This is a genomic window from Plantibacter sp. VKM Ac-2876 (assembly GCF_015350715.1).
Taxonomy (GTDB): domain Bacteria; phylum Actinomycetota; class Actinomycetes; order Actinomycetales; family Microbacteriaceae; genus Plantibacter; species Plantibacter auratus.
Map to the genome: position 1 here is coordinate 794,424 of NZ_JADKSI010000002.1, position 14,970 is coordinate 809,393.

Annotated in this window: 16 protein-coding genes and 1 tRNA gene; 6 read left to right on the forward strand and 11 right to left on the reverse strand. The window is 68.9% G+C overall.

The features are described from left to right. Together ITJ62_RS10155 and ITJ62_RS10160 are read right to left on the reverse strand one after the other, a co-directional pair. Positions 1-336 (reverse strand): hypothetical protein, encoded by a 336-nt coding sequence (locus ITJ62_RS10155; RefSeq protein ID WP_194601604.1) that lies wholly within the window; start codon positions 334-336, stop codon positions 1-3. Beyond that, positions 333-794 carry a hypothetical protein gene (locus ITJ62_RS10160; protein ID WP_194601607.1) on the reverse strand — a complete coding sequence of 154 codons (462 nt, stop codon included), beginning with the start codon at positions 792-794 and terminating at the stop codon, positions 333-335. The genes ITJ62_RS10155 and ITJ62_RS10160 overlap by 4 nt, the downstream gene beginning before the upstream one ends. Before the next feature lie 96 nt (positions 795-890). Here ITJ62_RS10160 and ITJ62_RS10165 point away from each other — a divergent pair, with 96 nt between their 5' ends. Then, a complete protein-coding gene (locus tag ITJ62_RS10165; protein WP_194601610.1) occupies positions 891-1,283 on the forward strand; it encodes a ribonuclease inhibitor in 393 nt (130 codons plus the stop codon). 33 nt (positions 1,284-1,316) lie between these two features. Here ITJ62_RS10165 and ITJ62_RS10170 read toward each other — a convergent pair whose 3' ends face one another. Further along, complete coding sequence (locus ITJ62_RS10170; RefSeq protein WP_159878298.1) at positions 1,317-1,589, reverse strand: DUF2277 domain-containing protein; 273 nt, start codon at positions 1,587-1,589, stop codon at positions 1,317-1,319. Between the two features lie 107 nt (positions 1,590-1,696). Here ITJ62_RS10170 and ITJ62_RS10175 point away from each other — a divergent pair, with 107 nt between their 5' ends. Next, positions 1,697-2,440: an NAD(P)H-hydrate epimerase gene (locus tag ITJ62_RS10175; protein ID WP_194601613.1), complete on the forward strand. Its 744-nt coding sequence runs from the start codon at positions 1,697-1,699 to the stop codon at positions 2,438-2,440. A 68-nt stretch (positions 2,441-2,508) separates the two neighbouring features. Here ITJ62_RS10175 and ITJ62_RS10180 read toward each other — a convergent pair whose 3' ends face one another. Next, the gene (locus ITJ62_RS10180) at positions 2,509-4,422 is read right to left on the reverse strand and encodes an anthranilate synthase family protein (RefSeq protein ID WP_194601635.1); all 1,914 of its coding nucleotides are present in this window, start codon (positions 4,420-4,422) and stop codon (positions 2,509-2,511) included. 242 nt (positions 4,423-4,664) lie between these two features. Here ITJ62_RS10180 and ITJ62_RS10185 point away from each other — a divergent pair. Beyond that, positions 4,665-4,746 (forward strand) — tRNA-Leu (locus ITJ62_RS10185). Positions 4,747-4,798: 52 nt separating this feature from the next. Continuing rightward, complete coding sequence (locus tag ITJ62_RS10190) at positions 4,799-5,545, forward strand: DedA family protein (RefSeq protein ID WP_064296207.1); 747 nt, start codon at positions 4,799-4,801, stop codon at positions 5,543-5,545. Between the two features lie 53 nt (positions 5,546-5,598). Here ITJ62_RS10190 and ITJ62_RS10195 read toward each other — a convergent pair whose 3' ends face one another. The 4 genes from ITJ62_RS10195 to murI form a co-directional block, all read right to left on the reverse strand. After that, the gene (locus ITJ62_RS10195; protein ID WP_194601638.1) at positions 5,599-6,510 is read right to left on the reverse strand and encodes a cation diffusion facilitator family transporter; all 912 of its coding nucleotides are present in this window, start codon (positions 6,508-6,510) and stop codon (positions 5,599-5,601) included. Positions 6,511-6,587: 77 nt separating this feature from the next. Further along, entirely contained in the window at positions 6,588-7,223 is a 636-nt protein-coding gene (gene rdgB, locus ITJ62_RS10200; protein ID WP_194601640.1) for an RdgB/HAM1 family non-canonical purine NTP pyrophosphatase, read from the reverse strand. After that, complete coding sequence (gene rph, locus ITJ62_RS10205; RefSeq protein ID WP_064296204.1) at positions 7,223-7,957, reverse strand: ribonuclease PH; 735 nt, start codon at positions 7,955-7,957, stop codon at positions 7,223-7,225. The genes rdgB and rph overlap by 1 nt, the downstream gene beginning before the upstream one ends. Next, complete coding sequence (murI, locus tag ITJ62_RS10210) at positions 7,950-8,795, reverse strand: glutamate racemase (RefSeq protein WP_194601643.1); 846 nt, start codon at positions 8,793-8,795, stop codon at positions 7,950-7,952. Before murI ends, rph begins: the two co-directional genes overlap by 8 nt. A gap of 132 nt (positions 8,796-8,927) precedes the next feature. Between murI and ITJ62_RS10215 the strand changes: the two genes are divergently transcribed. Further along, complete coding sequence (locus ITJ62_RS10215) at positions 8,928-10,211, forward strand: nicotinate phosphoribosyltransferase (RefSeq protein WP_370581889.1); 1,284 nt, start codon at positions 8,928-8,930, stop codon at positions 10,209-10,211. 43 nt (positions 10,212-10,254) lie between these two features. Here the strand turns inward: ITJ62_RS10215 and ITJ62_RS10220 are convergent, their stop codons facing one another. The 3 genes from ITJ62_RS10220 to ITJ62_RS19325 form a co-directional block, all read right to left on the reverse strand. Then, positions 10,255-10,530 carry a DUF3039 domain-containing protein gene (locus ITJ62_RS10220; RefSeq protein ID WP_064296346.1) on the reverse strand — a complete coding sequence of 92 codons (276 nt, stop codon included), beginning with the start codon at positions 10,528-10,530 and terminating at the stop codon, positions 10,255-10,257. A 101-nt stretch (positions 10,531-10,631) separates the two neighbouring features. Further along, the gene (locus ITJ62_RS10225; RefSeq protein ID WP_137241934.1) at positions 10,632-12,203 is read right to left on the reverse strand and encodes a hypothetical protein; all 1,572 of its coding nucleotides are present in this window, start codon (positions 12,201-12,203) and stop codon (positions 10,632-10,634) included. Beyond that, positions 12,179-13,960 carry an ATP-binding cassette domain-containing protein gene (locus ITJ62_RS19325; RefSeq protein ID WP_370581890.1) on the reverse strand — a complete coding sequence of 594 codons (1,782 nt, stop codon included), beginning with the start codon at positions 13,958-13,960 and terminating at the stop codon, positions 12,179-12,181. The genes ITJ62_RS10225 and ITJ62_RS19325 overlap by 25 nt, the downstream gene beginning before the upstream one ends. Positions 13,961-14,231: 271 nt before the next feature. On the opposite strand from ITJ62_RS19325, the gene ITJ62_RS10235 reads away from it, so the two are divergent. Further along, complete coding sequence (locus tag ITJ62_RS10235) at positions 14,232-14,924, forward strand: NTP transferase domain-containing protein (protein WP_064296200.1); 693 nt, start codon at positions 14,232-14,234, stop codon at positions 14,922-14,924. Positions 14,925-14,970 lie beyond the last annotated feature (46 nt).

The following is a 14,970-nucleotide window of genomic DNA, read 5'->3' on the forward strand; positions in this document are numbered from 1 at the left end:
TCATGCCTTGTGCTTCGGCTCGTCCTCGTTGGGGTTGATCCCCTTCTCGATGAGGACGTTCGTGAGCCGCTGAACCTCTGCGTCCCGGGAGCGCAGACGCCCGTTGGTGTTCCGCTCGATGACCGCCAGCTTCGATTTCTGAGCTTCCGTCTTCTCGTTGGGCTTGCCGAACCCGTAGAAGGCCGCGGCTGCGAGCGACACCAGTCCCAGGATTTGGATGATGAAGCTCGTGAACGTCGCCGGCGCGTCCGGACGGTGAATCTGAAGGATGAGCGTCCCCGCGATTCCGAGCGCGGCGAGGTAGGCGAAGGTGATGAAGATCGCGGTCTTGTTCATGAGGTGAGTCCGTTCAATGGGTCGGTGTTGAGTTCGGCCCAGGTGCGGGTACCGAGGAGGGTGTTGAGCTGGGCGTAGGTGCGGGTACCGATTGGGTCGTTCAGCTCGTCGTATGTGACCCCGGCGCGAACGTCGGTGAGAGAGGCGTCGATCATCCAGCGGGTGGCCGTGATGGAGTGCTTAAGTCCGATGATGCGTCCAGTGACGGGGAGCTTTCCTCGCTCGACTCGGACTGCGTCGTAGATGTCGAGGGCTAGTGCCTGCCGGATGTCCTCTCTCGCGTTCCACCTGAAGCCCGTGATGGTGCGCTGAGAGTTGGAGTAGTCCGTGAAGACCTCCTGCGCCCGTCTGAGCGGCGACTGCTCGAACCCCTGCCCCAGTACAGGGAGGTCGTCAGCGAACTCCTCACGCACCCGGTCACGCACGCGCGCCGTGATGATCTCCGCCGCTGTCCCCATGCCGCCATCCTGACGAATACCGGCCACACCCCGCAGAAGTTATCCACAGCACCACCCGCTCGACGCCTCACGAACCCATCAGTAGGCTCGGGGACCGTGCCGACCACCTTCCGCATTGACGGATCCCGCATCCACGACATCGTCTCGTTCTACGAGGTGATGAACGAGCTCGTGATGCAGGACGAGGACTGGGACCTCGGCCCGAGCCTCGACGCCCTCGACGACGTCCTCTACGGCGGGATCGGCGCGCTCCGCGAAATCGACGACGTGCACTTCGTCTGGACGGAGCATGACGCCAGCCGCACCGCACTCGGCGTCACGGCCACCCGCGCCTGGTTGCAGGAGAAGCTCGAGCGGGGCGCACCGTTCGACACGGCCCGGATCACCGCGCAGCTCGACGATCTCGACGCCGGCCGCGGCAAGACCTACTTCGACCTCCTCCTCGAGGTCTTCGCCGGCCACCCGGACATCCGACTCGAACTCGCCTGACCAGGTTGTGACGCGGCTCTCGCACTCAGACGCTCAGACCGTCGCGAACCGCTTCGCCGAACGCTCCTTCGCCTTCTGCGCCTCGACCTCGCGGTCCTTCGGCGGGGCGGTCGTCACGAGGTCTTCGAGCAGATGGCGGGTGATGTGGGCGATCTCCGCGACCGCCCGGTCGAAGGCCTCAGCGTTCGCCTGGGACGGCTTCGTCGACCCGCTGATCTTCCGCACGTACTGGAGCGCCGCGGCCTCGACCTCGTCGTCGGTCGCCGCCGGTTCGAAATTGTGAAGGGTGTGGATGTTTCGGCACATGCAGGCATGGTAGCCCCGGCGCACGCCAGGATCCAGAGGTGATTCCGGAGCTGGTGCCGCGCCGCAACCGCTTGCGGCGGTCGACCCGAGCCGGAAGAGTGGGCGCCATGATCAACGGCTACACCGCAGACCAGGTCCGAGCCGCAGAGGCCCCACTGTTGGACGCGGGGGAACCGCTCATGGAGCGAGCCGCCCACGGCCTCGCCGAGGAGCTGCGGGCAGTCCTCGCCGAACGCGCGGAGGGCGCCGACGGTGACGCACCCGACGTCTGGAAGATCCTGCTGCTCGTCGGCTCGGGCGACAACGGCGGTGACGCCCTCTTCGCCGCGGCGGAACTCGCCGGCACGACCGGGCCGGGCGACGTCCCGCTCGACCTCGTGGTGGCCAGGACGGGCGACCACGCCCACGAGGCGGGCTACGCGGCCGCCGTCGAGGCGGGCGTCCGCTTCCTCATGAACTCCCCCGCCGAGCCGGACGACACCGCCGACGAAGCCAAGGGCGCCGCGCTCGTCGTCGACGCCGTCTTCGGGATCGGCGCCAGCCGGAACCCCACGCTGCGCGGTGCGCCGAAGGCGATCGTCGAGGCGGTCCTCCCGGTCGTGCAGAGCGCCGGCGGACCGACCGTCGTCGCCGTGGACGTCCCGAGCGGCATCGACCCCGACGAGGGAAGCGTCCCCGAGGGTGCTGTCCTGCCGGCGGAGGTCACGGTCACCTTCGGCGCGGTGAAGGCCGGGCTCCTCATCCCGCCAGGCTCGGCCTATGCCGGAGACGTCCGCCTCATCGACATCGGTCTCGGACCGCAGCTCGCCGACGTCACGCCGTTCACGACGCTCGACCAGGCGGACGCCTGACGAGCAGCCACGCACGGTTCGCCACCTGGGCAGTCGGCATCACCGACTGTCCAGGCGGTGCATGACGTTCAGGAGCCGACGGCAGCAGCCGATCGCCCTGATGCGACACCCGCGAGCGCGTGGCCCGCGAGCGACCCGAGGGTTCGGAGTCCGTCGCGCGACAGCACCGACTCGAGGTGCCCCTGGACCGATGCGAACCCGCGACCACGCATCGCGAAGACGTCGCCGGACGCAGCATCGGCAGCGATCTCGACCCCGCCGACCGGAGCCTCACCCGCCAGCCGTGCGGTGAAGGTGTTGTAGAACCCGATCAGCGACTGCTCACCGAAGAGGTCGAGGTCGAGCTGCAGCCCCTGTCGCGGCGCGTCGAGGCGTTCGATCGGCAGCCCGAGCTGGATCGCCAGCACCTGATGGCTCAGGCAGACGGCGAGCAGCGGCGCTCCGGCGGCGAGACGCGCTGACACGATCTCGTGCATCCGGCGGACCCGCGGCTCGGCGAGGTCGAGCGGATCGCCCGGCCCCGGACCGGCGACGAGGAGGTCGACGTCCACGAGCGCGTCGGTCACCGCCGACCAGTGCTCCACGCTGACGGTCATCCCGAAGTGGCGCAGCTGGTGGGCGAGCATCGCGGTGAACTCGTCCTCCGCGTCGACGATGACCGCGGTACGGCCCGACAATGAACCGACGGGCGCCGGGTGCTGCGGCTGCAACCAGAAGGACGCCAACCGCTCGTTCCGCGCTCGGAGCGCGTCCTGTACTCCGGGTTCCGCCGCGAGGTCGACGGTCGGACCGAGCTGGGCGGGTGCCATGACGCCGAGCGCGGTCAACACGCCGGCCGCCTTCGCCGCCGTCTCGGCCACCTCCGACTCGGGATCCGAGTGGCGGACGAGCGTCGCACCGGCGGGCACGCGGACGAGGCCGGCGTCGTCGATGTAGGCGGTACGGATGAGGATCGGTGCGTCGAGTTCGTAGTCGCCGTCGCCCACCGGGGTGAACAGCGCGAGCACGCCGGAGTAGTAGCCGCGCGCGTTCCGCTCATGGCGGGCGATGACCGAACACGCGTTCTGCATGGGCGAGCCGGTGACGGTCGGCGCGAACATCGTCAACCGCAGGACCTCGCGGACGTCGAGTTCGCTCGTCCCGGCGAGCAGGTACTCGGTGTGGGTGAGGCGCGACATCTGCTTGACGTAGGGGCCGAGGATGCGTCCACCGGAGGCACACACCCGGCTCATCATCTTCATCTCCTCGTCGACGACCATGAAGAGCTCTTCCGTCTCCTTGACGTCGCCGAGGAACGCGCGGAAGTCGTCGCCGGTCGCGCCGGAGCGCGGGTGGCGGAAGGTGCCGCTGATGGGGTTCATGGTGACGGTGCGTTCACCGGTCGACGCGTCGCGGGCGACCGCGACGTGGCGCTCGGGCGTCGCACCGGCCATCGAGACGCCCGGCGTGTGCACGGCGAAGGTCCAGTAGGCGCCGGTCTCCCCCGACAGGAGCGCGCGCAACCACGCGAGGACGGCGCGCTCGGCCGGCACCTCGGTCGTCGCGGTGAACTCGCGGCGGATGACGAAGTTGGCTCCCTCGCCGCGTCCGATCTCGTCCTCGATCACGCGGCGCACGATCGACGCGTAGTCCTCGTCGGACACGTCGAACCCGCCGTCGACCAGCGGGACCGCGTCGGCGGGGAGTCGGTCGAGCAGCTCGGCGAGCGTCACCGTCTCGCGCTCGCTCACCACGAGGCAGCGCAGCGGGGCACCGTCGTCCATCGCCGCGAAACCGCGCTCGCGCACCTGGCGGTAGGGCACGAGGGTGAGGACCTCGGGCTGGTGGTCGTCGCCGGCGGATTCGAGCGGGATGTCGGCGAGCGACTCGACGTCGACGACCTCGCCCGTGTAGAGGTCGACGGTGTCGCTGCCGTGTCGGCGGAGCACCGCGAACGGGAAGTCGGGGCCGGCGTGCAGCACGCGGTGGAGCAGGGTGGTCATGGTGGTGTCCTCAGGCTGGGACCGATCCGACAGGGCCTCCGAACGAGAACGACCGCCCTGTCAGGCGGTCGAGTCGTCGTGTGTGCACGTGCGCGGTCCGCCTAGGAGGCGGGCCACCAGCTCGTTGCACACGTCGTTCGCATGGAGCCGAGCATACACGGGCCGACCCGGGCTCCGCTGGCCGCGGCTCATCCCCGAAGCTCAGGACGTTCCCGACCTCGCTCCCGTAGACTGAGCGGGCCGCGGGAGTGGTGGAATTGGCAGACACGCAGGATTTAGGTTCCTGTGCTTTCGAGCGTGAGGGTTCAAGTCCCTTCTCCCGCACGCGACATCGTCGTACGCCGTTCCATCCCTCCCCCGACAGCAGGAGCTCCGCATGGTCCACACCGCCCTCATCCCCTGGCTCGACCCGGAGGGCATCATCACGGCCGTCGGTCCCTGGGCCCTCGTCGTGGTCTGCGCGATCGTCTTCGCCGAGACCGGCCTCCTCGTCGGATTCCTGCTCCCCGGCGACACCCTGCTCGTCATCACCGGCCTCCTCGCGTTCGGCTCCGCCCGCGTCATCGAGATCGACATCTGGTGGGTCTGCCTCGCGATCGGGTTCTCGGCGTTCCTCGGCGGCGAGGTCGGATACCTCATCGGGCACAAGCTCGGGCCGAAGGTGTTCGAACGCAAGGAGTCCGGCCTCTTCAGCATCAAGAACGTCGAGCGGACCAACGCCTTCTTCGAGCGCTTCGGCGCCCTCGCGGTCATCCTGGCGCGCTTCGTCCCGATCGTCCGGACCTTCGCCCCGGTCGCGGCCGGCATCGGCCACATGAACTACAAGAAGTACTCGCTCTACAACCTCATCGGCGCGCTCATCTGGGGCGCCGGACTCACCTTCTTCGGCTACCTGCTCGGGTACATCCCCCCGGTCGCCACCTTCGTGCAGAACTACATCGACGTCATCCTCATCGGAGCCGTCGTCCTCACGCTCATCCCGACCACCTGGCACTACATCCAGTCGAGCCGGAAGGCGAAGGCGCTGCAGGGCACCATCACCGAGGAGGAGCGTCGGGCCGCGGCTTCGAAGCTCGCCGACCAGGACGTCTTCAAGCGCGACCGCGGGAACGACACGGTCTGATCACCGGTGGCGACGCTCGCACGAGCGGTCGCGACAGCCGGACCGCCCGCGCGTCAGCGGTGGTGCGACTCCTCGTGCGAGGCGTGTTCCTCGGGTTCCAGCTGGAACGTCGAGTGCTCGACGTCGAAGTGGTCGTGGAGGCACGAACCGAGACGGTCGAGCAGCTCCCCCGTGCCACCATCGGCGAACACCTCCTGCTCGACGACGACGTGTGCTGAGAAGACCGGCTGTCCGGACGTGATCTGCCAGACGTGGACGTCGTGGACGGCGACGACACCGTCGGTGCCGAGCAGGTGGTCCCTGATCTCCTGCACGTCCGTGTCGGACGGTGCGGACTCGCTGAGGACGTGGACAACGTCGCGGAGCAACGACCACGCCCGCGGCACGATCATCGCGGCGATCGCGAGCGACGCGATGGCGTCGGCCTGAGCGAAACCCGTCACCATGATGACCACCGCGGCGATGATCACGGCGATCGAACCGAGGAGGTCGCCGAGGACCTCGAGGTACGCACCGCGCATGTTGATCGACGTGTCACGGCCGCCGCGCAGCACCTGGAGGGCGGCGAGGTTCGCCACGAGACCGATGACGGCGACGATCAACATCGGAAGGCTCTTGACCTCCGCGTCCGCCGGCTCGAGGAGGCGGGACACCCCCTCGATGAGGACCGACACCGCGACGGCGATCAGGATGAGCGCGTTGATGAGCGCGCCGAACACCTCCGCGCGCTGATACCCGAAGGTCTGCCGGTCGGTGGCAGGTCGGGCGGCGACGATCGTGGCGACGAGCGCGATGATCAGCCCGGTGAGGTCGGACAGCATGTGCCCGGCGTCGGCGAGGAGGGACAGCGAACCACTCACCCAGGCGCCGACGAGTTCGACCACGAGGACGGTCGCGATGATGGCGATCGCCACCGCGAGTCTCCTGCGGTTGGCGGTGCCGGCGTGTGCGTGATCGTGACCCATGATGCATCAACCGTAGGAGCTTCCCAGCGCCCGCGGAAGGGTTCATGCCGAGATAGGAATGGTCCTGAGTATCATGCTCAGCTGGCGGTCGACGCGGGCCCCTCGGGCACGAGCCGCTGCAGCACCGGGACGAGCGCCCGGAAGGCGAGTGCGCGGTGGCTCAGCTCGTTCTTCTCAGCCGGTGACAGCTCCGCCGCCGTCCGACGCTCGCCGTCCGGGATGAACGCCGGGTCGTACCCGAAGCCGTTCGTCCCGCTCGGCTCCGTCGCGAGGGCTCCGCGCCAGGTGCCGACGGCGACGTGCTCGAACGGCTCCGTCCCATCGATCCCCGGCGGCACCACGAGGGCGAGGTGGCAGGCGAACCAGGCGGCACGATGCTCCTCGTGCACGTCCCGCAGCTGATCGAGGAGGAGGGCGAGGTTCGCGGTCGAGTCGTGCTGAGAGCCGGCCCAGCGCGCCGAGAAGATCCCCGGCGATCCACCCAGGATCTCGACGCCGATACCGGAGTCGTCGGCGAGCGCGATGGAGCCGGTGTGGGCGGCGGCGACCCGCGCCTTGATCAACGCGTTCTCGCTGAAGGTCGTGCCGTCCTCGACGGGCTCCGGGCCGTCGTAGGCGAGGACCGTGACCCCGGGGACGTCGCGGCTGACGAGCCGCTGGAACTCCTCGACCTTGTGCTGGTTGTGCGTCGCGAGGACGATCTCGACGCTCATCAGCGTCCGAGGGCCTCGAACTGGATGGCCTTGAGCGACGCAGCGCCACCGACGGCGAGGTCGAGCAGGGAGTCGAGTTCGCGGCGGTCGAACGGGGCGCCTTCGGCCGTCCCCTGCACTTCGACGAACGATCCGCCGCCGGTGACGACGACGTTCATGTCGGTCTCGGCTCGCACGTCCTCGACATAGGCGAGGTCGAGCATGGGCACGCCGTCGATGATGCCGACCGAGACGGCCGAGACGCTGTCGGTGAGGGGAGACGCCTTCTGCGAGATGAACTTCTTGCCGCGCGCCCACTCGATCGCATCGGCGAGGGCGACGTAGGCGCCGGTGATCGCCGCTGTGCGTGTGCCACCGTCCGCCTGCAGGACGTCGCAGTCGATGACGATCGTGTTCTCGCCGAGGGCCTTGGTGTCGATCACGGCGCGGAGGCTCCGACCGATGAGTCGGGAGATCTCGTGGGTACGACCGCCGATCTTGCCCTTGACCGCTTCACGGTCCATCCGCTCGTTGGTGGACCGGGGCAGCATCGCGTACTCCGCGGTCACCCAGCCTCGACCCTTGCCGTTCAGCCAGCGCGGCACGCCGTTGGTGAACGAGGCCGTGCAGAGCACCTTCGTCCGGCCGAAGCTGATGAGTGCCGAACCCTCGGCCTGCTCGCTCCAGCCGCGCTCGATCGTGATGGGACGCAGCTGGTCGTTGGTGCGGCCGTCGGCGCGCGCGATGTCACTCATGGATGTGCTCCTCGAACTGGTGGGATGGAAGGTCGATGACGCCGGTCTGGACGAGCGAGACGGTGGAGATCTCCCGGCCCATCAGACGGTTGGCGAGGGCGATGAAGTCGTCGGCACTGCTCCCGGTCGCCTCGTACCGGTGGGTGGCCGGTTCGCAGCTGTCGCGCAGCAGGTCACGGGTGACGAGCACGCGGTAGACGTCGTTCGCGGTCTCGGTGTCACTCGAGACGAGCGACACCTGCGGACCCATCACGTAGCTGATCGCGCCCTTGAGGAAGGGGTAGTGGGTGCATCCGAGGACGACGGTGTCGACGCCGGCGTGCCGGAGCGGGGCGAGGTATTCCTCCGCGGCCTCGAGGAGGTCGGGGCCGGTCGTGACGCCGGCCTCCACGAACTCCACGAAGCGAGGGCAGGCCTGGCCGAACACCGTCAGCTCGGGATTGACCTCGAAGAGGTCCTGATACGCCCGCGAGTTGATCGTACCCTCGGTCCCGATGACGCCGATGCGCCCGTTCCTCGTGCTCCGGACCGCGGTCCGCACAGCGGGCTGGATCACCTCGACCACGGGGACCGAGTAGCGTTCGCGGGCATCGCGGAGCATGGCTGCCGATGCGGTGTTGCAGGCGATCACCAGCATCTTCACGCCCTGGTCGACGAGCGAGTCGAGGACCTCGAGCGAGTAGCGCCGCACGTCGGCGATGGGCTTCGGGCCGTAGGGCGAGTGGGCCGTGTCGCCGATGTAGATCACGGACTCGGCGGGGAGCTGGTCGCTGACCGCTCTCGCCACCGTGAGTCCGCCGACGCCGGAGTCGAAGATGCCGATGGGTGCGTCGTTCACGATGACCCAGCCTACCGTCCCTGCCGATGGACGTCGCTGACCGACCGATCACCACGTTCCGAGCACGCTCGCGGCTAGGCTGAACGGGTGCACGAGTCCTCAGCTCTCCTCACCGACCGATACGAACTCACGATGCTGGACGCAGCCCTCCACCGCGGCACCGCGGATCGGGAGTGTCTGTTCGAGCTGTTCGCCAGACGCCTCTCCGGTGGCCGCCGCTACGGCGTCGTGGCCGGCACGGGCCGATTCCTCGAACTGCTCAAGCACTTCCGCTTCGGTGAATCGGAACTCGAGTGGCTGCGCGAGGAGGGCGTCGTCAGCACGACAGCGCTCGACTGGCTCGCCGACTACCGCTTCTCGGGATCGATCTGGGGCTACCGCGAGGGAGAGGCCTTCTTCCCCGGTTCGCCGATCCTGGTCGTGGAGGGCACGTTCGCCGAAGCCGTTATCCTCGAGACCCTGGCGCTCAGCGTGTTCAACTACGACAGCGCCGTCGCCACGGCCGCCGCGCGCATGACCTCAGCGGCGGGCAGCCGCCCCCTGGCCGAGATGGGCTCCCGTCGGACGGGCGAGCGGTCGGCCATCGCAGCGGCCCGGGCCGCGTACATCGCCGGCTTCAGCGCAACCTCGAACCTCGAGGCCGGACGCAGCTGGGGCATCCCGACGATGGGGACGGCCGCGCACTCCTTCACGCTCCTGCACGACTCCGAGGAGGACGCCTTCCGAGCCCAGATCGACACGATGGGCGCCGGGACCACGCTGCTCGTCGACACCTACGACATCGAGGAGGCCGTGCGACTCGGCGTCCGCCTCGCCGGCCCGGAACTCGGAGCCGTGCGCATCGACTCCGGCGATCTGCCGATCGTCGTCGACCAGGTCCGCCGCCTCCTCGACGAGCTCGGCGCCACGTCGACACGCATCACGGTCACCAACGATCTCGACGAGCACGCTGTCGCTGCCCTGGCCGCGTCCCCGGTCGACTCCTACGGCGTCGGCACCTCCGTGGTCACCGGCTCCGGCTCCCCCGCCATGGGCATGGTCTACAAGCTCGTGGCGCACCGCGACGACCAGGGCGACTGGATCAGCGTCGCGAAGAAGTCGGCCGAGAAGGCGACCGTCGGCGGCCGCAAGACGGCTGCGCGCGCCTACGACCGGCACGGGGTCGCCCGCGAGGAGCGCATCTACCTCGGCGACGGTCCTGCGGGCGAACACGAGGGTGCGGCCGACGCCGCCTCGGAACGCCCCTTGATGGTCCAGCTCGTCGAAGGCGGACTCGTGGACGAGCAGTACCTCGGCGCCGCGGGGACGCGCCGGGCGAGGGAACACCGGGCGCAGGCGGTGGCGGAACTGCCACCCCGGGCCGTCAGCCTCGCCCGCGGCGACCCCGTGCTCCCGACCGTCTACCTCGAAGGCTGACCGCGGCGACGCGTCTCAGCGTCGGCCGCGGCGCGCTCCAACGTCAGTCGCGGAGGAGCTTCTCGTAGATCTCCTTGCAGGCCGGGCAGATCGGGAACTTCTCGGGGTCGCGACCCGGCGTCCACTTCTTGCCGCAGAGCGCCTTCACCGGCTTGCCGCTCAACGCCGATTCGAGGATCTTCTCCTTCTTGACGTAGTGCGAGAAGCGCTCGTGATCGCCGGGCTCGATGTTCTCGCTCTCGATCAGCTCCTCGAGCTCACGATCCATGATCGCCGTGCTCCCACCGTCGGGCGTGCCACCGGGATCGATCGTGCTCATCTGCTGCTTCGTGCTGTCATGCTGCGCCATGGCTCCATGGTACCGCCGGACGGCACCCGGGTCTCCTGCGGGCCGATCCGTTCGCCGCCGCCGACGTCGGGTCAGTGCGAGCTGGCGAAGCCGACGATCTCGGGGCTGCGACGGTCGAAGACGCGACCGCCGGCGAAGATCCCGATCACGAGGACCAAGATGCCCGTGCCCGCACCGACCGCGAGAGCCCCGAAGTTCCAGTTCGGCTCGCCGGTGAGCCCGAGCACGGCCAGCCAGCCGGCGGGAATCGTGAGGAGCACCGTACCGAGCAGGCTCAGGAACTGCGCGGACATACCGCTGCTGCCCGGAACCTGCGGCTGCTGGAACGGGCTGTCGCCGGGAAGCGACGTCGGGTATGGGAACCGCGCGGACACAAAGCTCGCGATACCGGCACCGCTGAACAACAGGCACGTGCTCACGCCGATCATCGACGGCAGGGCGTCCCAGTCGCCGTAGAACAGGATACTCAGCGTCGACCCGACCGCGATGAGCGGGATGCCGATGAGGAGCACCGGGAAGAGCCGGCCGATCCGATCCGATCGTCCGCGGACCCCCGAGGCGACGTGCAACCAGACCGCGGTCGAATCGAAGGCGAGGTCGTTGTGCAGGAGCCAGCCGAGGAACCAGCACACGACCGGGAGTGGGACGAGGGCGAGGACGTTCATCGGGATGCCGGCGACGAGCATGGGCACGAAGAAGATGAAGGGCGCGATCGGGATGATCACGAGGGAGACGAGGTACCGCGGGTCGCGCAGCCAGTAGGTCATGCTCCGAGCGGCGATGGCTCCGGACGGGGAACCGGGGAGCAGGTCGAACCAGCCCAGGCCGGTGCTGTCGCGGCCCGTCCCGAGGCGTTCCGGCGTCACGAGCAGTCGGGCGACGAACGCCTGCCAGGCGAACCAGAGCAGGGCGATGGTGGCCGCGGTGAGCAGCAGCTTGACGATCGCCGGCGCGATGCCGCCGAGTGCGGCATCACCGGGGAACGACCAGACGGCGCCGAGCGGGGTCCAACTGAGGATGTCAGCGACCCGGCCGAGGACGGCGAATCCGTCGCGCTGCCAGTCCACGGTGGTGAGGGCGATGATCGCCGGGGCCACGGCGATGATGAGCACCAGCCCGAGGACACCCATGACCTCCTTGGCGCGACGCGTCGAGAGGAGGCTCGCGGAGATCGAGGTGGCGATCCGGGCCAGGAGCGCGCAGAGCAGCACGCCGAGAACCGCGGAGACCACGGCGAGGACGGCGGGCAGCGGCGACCGCGACCAGGTGACCACCGAAGAGGCCGCAAGGACGGCGAGGACGAGCGACGGCACCGACACGAGCGCTGTCACGAGCAAGCCGGCCGACAGGGTGCGGTTGGGCAGCCCGAAGAGCGAGAACGCCCGAGGATCCAGCTGATCGTCGACACCGAAGACGAGCGGAAGGATGATGAACCCCAGGACGACCGCCGATCCGGCCAGCACGAGCAGGTTGCGGGTGACCTCCGGATCGCCACCGCGCAGCGCGACGAGACCGGTGCTCGCGAGCACGACGATCCACACGCCCACCGCGATCGCGAGGACGAGCCCGACCAGTCGCCAGGGGCTGCGGCGGAACGCGTTGAGCGTCAGCTGCAGTTTCAGTCGGAGAAGCTGTGCAACCATTCCATTCCCTCTGCCGACTTGCGGCCCCCGGCGAGCTCGACGAACCGCTCCTCGAGCGTGCCCGTTCCGCGCACCTCGTCGACGGACCCGGCGGCCAGCACCTTGCCCTGCACGATGATGGCCACGTGATCGCACACGCGCTGAATGAAGTCCATGCCGTGGCTCGAGAGCACGACGGTTCCGCCGTTGGCGACGTACCGCTGGAGGATCTCGATGACGTTCGCCGCGGAGACCGGGTCGACCGACTCGAACGGCTCGTCGAGGATGAGGAGACGCGGCGAGTGGATGAGTGCGGCTGCCAGCGCGATCTTCTTCGTCATGCCCGCCGAGTAGTCGGAGACGAGACGACCGAGCGCGTCGTCGAGACCGAAGGCACGAGCCAGATCGGCGGTCCGCGACTTGACGGTCGCGGGGTCGAGCCCCCGCAGGACACCGGAGTAGTACAGGAGCTGGCTGCCGGTCAGGCGGTCGAAGAGCCGCAGCCGGTCGGGCAGGACACCGATCGCCCGCTTGGCCTCGGCGGGATCCTGCCAGACGTCGACACCCTGGACGGTGATCGACCCTGCGTCGGGACGGAGGAGACCCGTGACCATGGACAGCGTGGTGGTCTTGCCGGCGCCATTGGGCCCGACGATGCCGTAGAACGAGCCACGGCGGACCTCGAGGTCGACGCCGTCGACCGCGACCGTGTCGCCGAACTGCTTGACGAGTCCCGAGATCGACAGGACGACGGGATGTGCACCGTCGTCGGCGGCCTCGGTGCGCTGCGCCATCGTCGCCGCAGGCGACGAGGTGGCGGCGGACGGCGGGGTCGCCGCGGGACGACCGACAGGACGCTTGGGGGCTGCCGCCGGAGCGACGACCTCCTCCTGCGGAGGCGCCACCGACACGGACTCCGACGGTGCCGGCGTCGTCTGCGGAGCCGTGTCGTCCGCAGCCTGCTCGGCGGTGGATGAAGCGCTCGCCGGGGTCGCGGTCTGCGTGTCGTCGGGCCGAGGCTCGTCGACGACGATCCGGTCGGCGACCTCGGGGGACGGCTGCTCGGACGGGGCCGACGTCGTCGCCCGGTCGACCGATCCCGGAGCGCTGACCTCGTCGAGGACGCCGGCGACCGCGGCTGCCGTCTGTTCGGTCTGCTTCGCGGCGCTGGTGCGCGCCGGTGTGCGCTTGGCCGGCGTCCGCGCCGTCGTGGACTTCGTCGTCGAGGTCCGGGCGGTGGTCGTCTTGGCGCCTGCGGCCTTGGTCGCCGGCTTCGCGGCTGCGGGGCGCGTCGTCGTCGACCTGGGCGTCTTCGGGGCGGTGGTCGTCTCGGCAGACTCAGTGCCCTCCGCACCACCGGCTGCAGCAGCCGACTTCGCGGGCGTGCGCTTCGCGGCGGTGGTGCGCGCCGTCGTCGACTTGGTGGCCGTGGTCTTCGCCGCCGAGGTCCGAGCGGTCGTCGAGCGTGCCGTGGTCGTCTTGGGCGCCGATGTGGTCGCGTCCCCGGACTCGCCCGCGGTCTCGCTCGCCGACGTGGTGCGGGTGCGGGGCGTGCTCGGCCGCTTCGCCGGGGCCTTCGCCGTTCCGGAAGCACGAGGCGTCGTCGAGCGGGGTGCGCGCTTCGGTGCCGTCGGCGTCGCAGCGCCCTGATCGTCGGAAGCGGTCGTCGGCGCAGGTGCACCAGCGGCGTCGGCGGGGTTCGGCGTGCCCGGACTCGTCGACGTGCCGTCGGCAGGCGCGGGCTGCTGAGCGGGATCTGGCGGAGTCGTGGAAGTCACCAAGCAAACCTACCAACAGCGGCGGCCGCAGCGGACAGCGGAGTCTCAGGATGAACGGTTGACACATCTCCCCCAAGCTGTGTAAACGCCGGGTGGTCGATCACAAAACGACAACGGACCCTGGGAACCCCTGACAGACGGAGTTCACCGCGGCTAGCCTGTATTTTGGCATGACGGAGTGTCTTTCAATGCACGTCTTGGTTAATCCTCGGTGAATCGTCCACAGCATCGTGGCACCGCGTGATTCCATACCCACACTGAGGAGAACAACGTGACCACCCAGGTAGTGATCCTTGCCGCAGGGATGGGCAGCCGTCTCGGCCGCTCGCTTCCCAAGCCCCTGACCGAGCTCAGCGACGGCCGCACCATCATGCAGCAGCAGTTCGACAACATCCACCACGCGTTCGGAGCGAGCGCCAAGGTGACGATCGTCGTCGGCTACAAGCTCGAGCACATCATCGAGGCCTTCCCCGACGCCTCCTTCGTCTACAACGAGCAGTACGACCAGACCAACACCTCGAAGAGCCTCATGCGCGCCCTCGCGGCGTCTCAGGCCGGCGGCGTGCTCTGGATGAACGGCGACGTCGTCTTCGACCCCGCTGTCCTCGATCGCGCTGCCGCGATGATCGCCAAGGACCGTTCCTTCGTGACCGTCAACACCTCCAAGGTGTCCGACGAAGAGGTCAAGTACACGACGAGCGCCGAGGGCTACATCAAGGAGCTCTCGAAGACCGTCGTCGGCGGGCTGGGCGAGGCCGTGGGCATCAACTACATCTCCTCGCAGGACAAGACGATGCTGCACCGCTACCTGACCAAGGTCGGCGACCAGGACTACTTCGAGCGCGGCATCGAGCTCGCCATCGAGCGCGAAGGCATGCTCGTCGAGCCGGTCGACATCTCCGACCTCTACGCGGTCGAGGTCGACTTCGCCGAGGACCTCGAGCGCGCGAACCTCTTCGTCTGAGGGCCCCGTCCACATCACACACGAACGCCGTCCCGACGCTGAGCGT

Excerpts from the sequence above, each read along its gene's own strand:
- ITJ62_RS10155 (WP_194601604.1), bottom strand. The coding sequence starts at position 336 with ATGAACAAGACCGCGATCTTCATCACCTTCGCCTACCTCGCCGCGCTC.
- ITJ62_RS10160 (WP_194601607.1), bottom strand. The coding sequence starts at position 794 with ATGGGGACAGCGGCGGAGATCATCACGGCGCGCGTGCGTGACCGGGTG.
- ITJ62_RS10170 (WP_159878298.1), bottom strand. The coding sequence starts at position 1,589 with ATGTGCCGAAACATCCACACCCTTCACAATTTCGAACCGGCGGCGACC.
- ITJ62_RS10175 (WP_194601613.1), top strand. The coding sequence starts at position 1,697 with ATGATCAACGGCTACACCGCAGACCAGGTCCGAGCCGCAGAGGCCCCA.
- ITJ62_RS10180 (WP_194601635.1), bottom strand. The coding sequence starts at position 4,422 with ATGACCACCCTGCTCCACCGCGTGCTGCACGCCGGCCCCGACTTCCCG.
- ITJ62_RS10190 (WP_064296207.1), top strand. The coding sequence starts at position 4,799 with ATGGTCCACACCGCCCTCATCCCCTGGCTCGACCCGGAGGGCATCATC.
- ITJ62_RS10195 (WP_194601638.1), bottom strand. The coding sequence starts at position 6,510 with ATGGGTCACGATCACGCACACGCCGGCACCGCCAACCGCAGGAGACTC.
- rdgB (WP_194601640.1), bottom strand. The coding sequence starts at position 7,223 with ATGAGCGTCGAGATCGTCCTCGCGACGCACAACCAGCACAAGGTCGAG.
- rph (WP_064296204.1), bottom strand. The coding sequence starts at position 7,957 with ATGAGTGACATCGCGCGCGCCGACGGCCGCACCAACGACCAGCTGCGT.
- ITJ62_RS10215 (WP_370581889.1), top strand. The coding sequence starts at position 8,928 with ATGCTGGACGCAGCCCTCCACCGCGGCACCGCGGATCGGGAGTGTCTG.
- ITJ62_RS10220 (WP_064296346.1), bottom strand. The coding sequence starts at position 10,530 with ATGAGCACGATCGATCCCGGTGGCACGCCCGACGGTGGGAGCACGGCG.
- ITJ62_RS10225 (WP_137241934.1), bottom strand. The coding sequence starts at position 12,203 with ATGGTTGCACAGCTTCTCCGACTGAAACTGCAGCTGACGCTCAACGCG.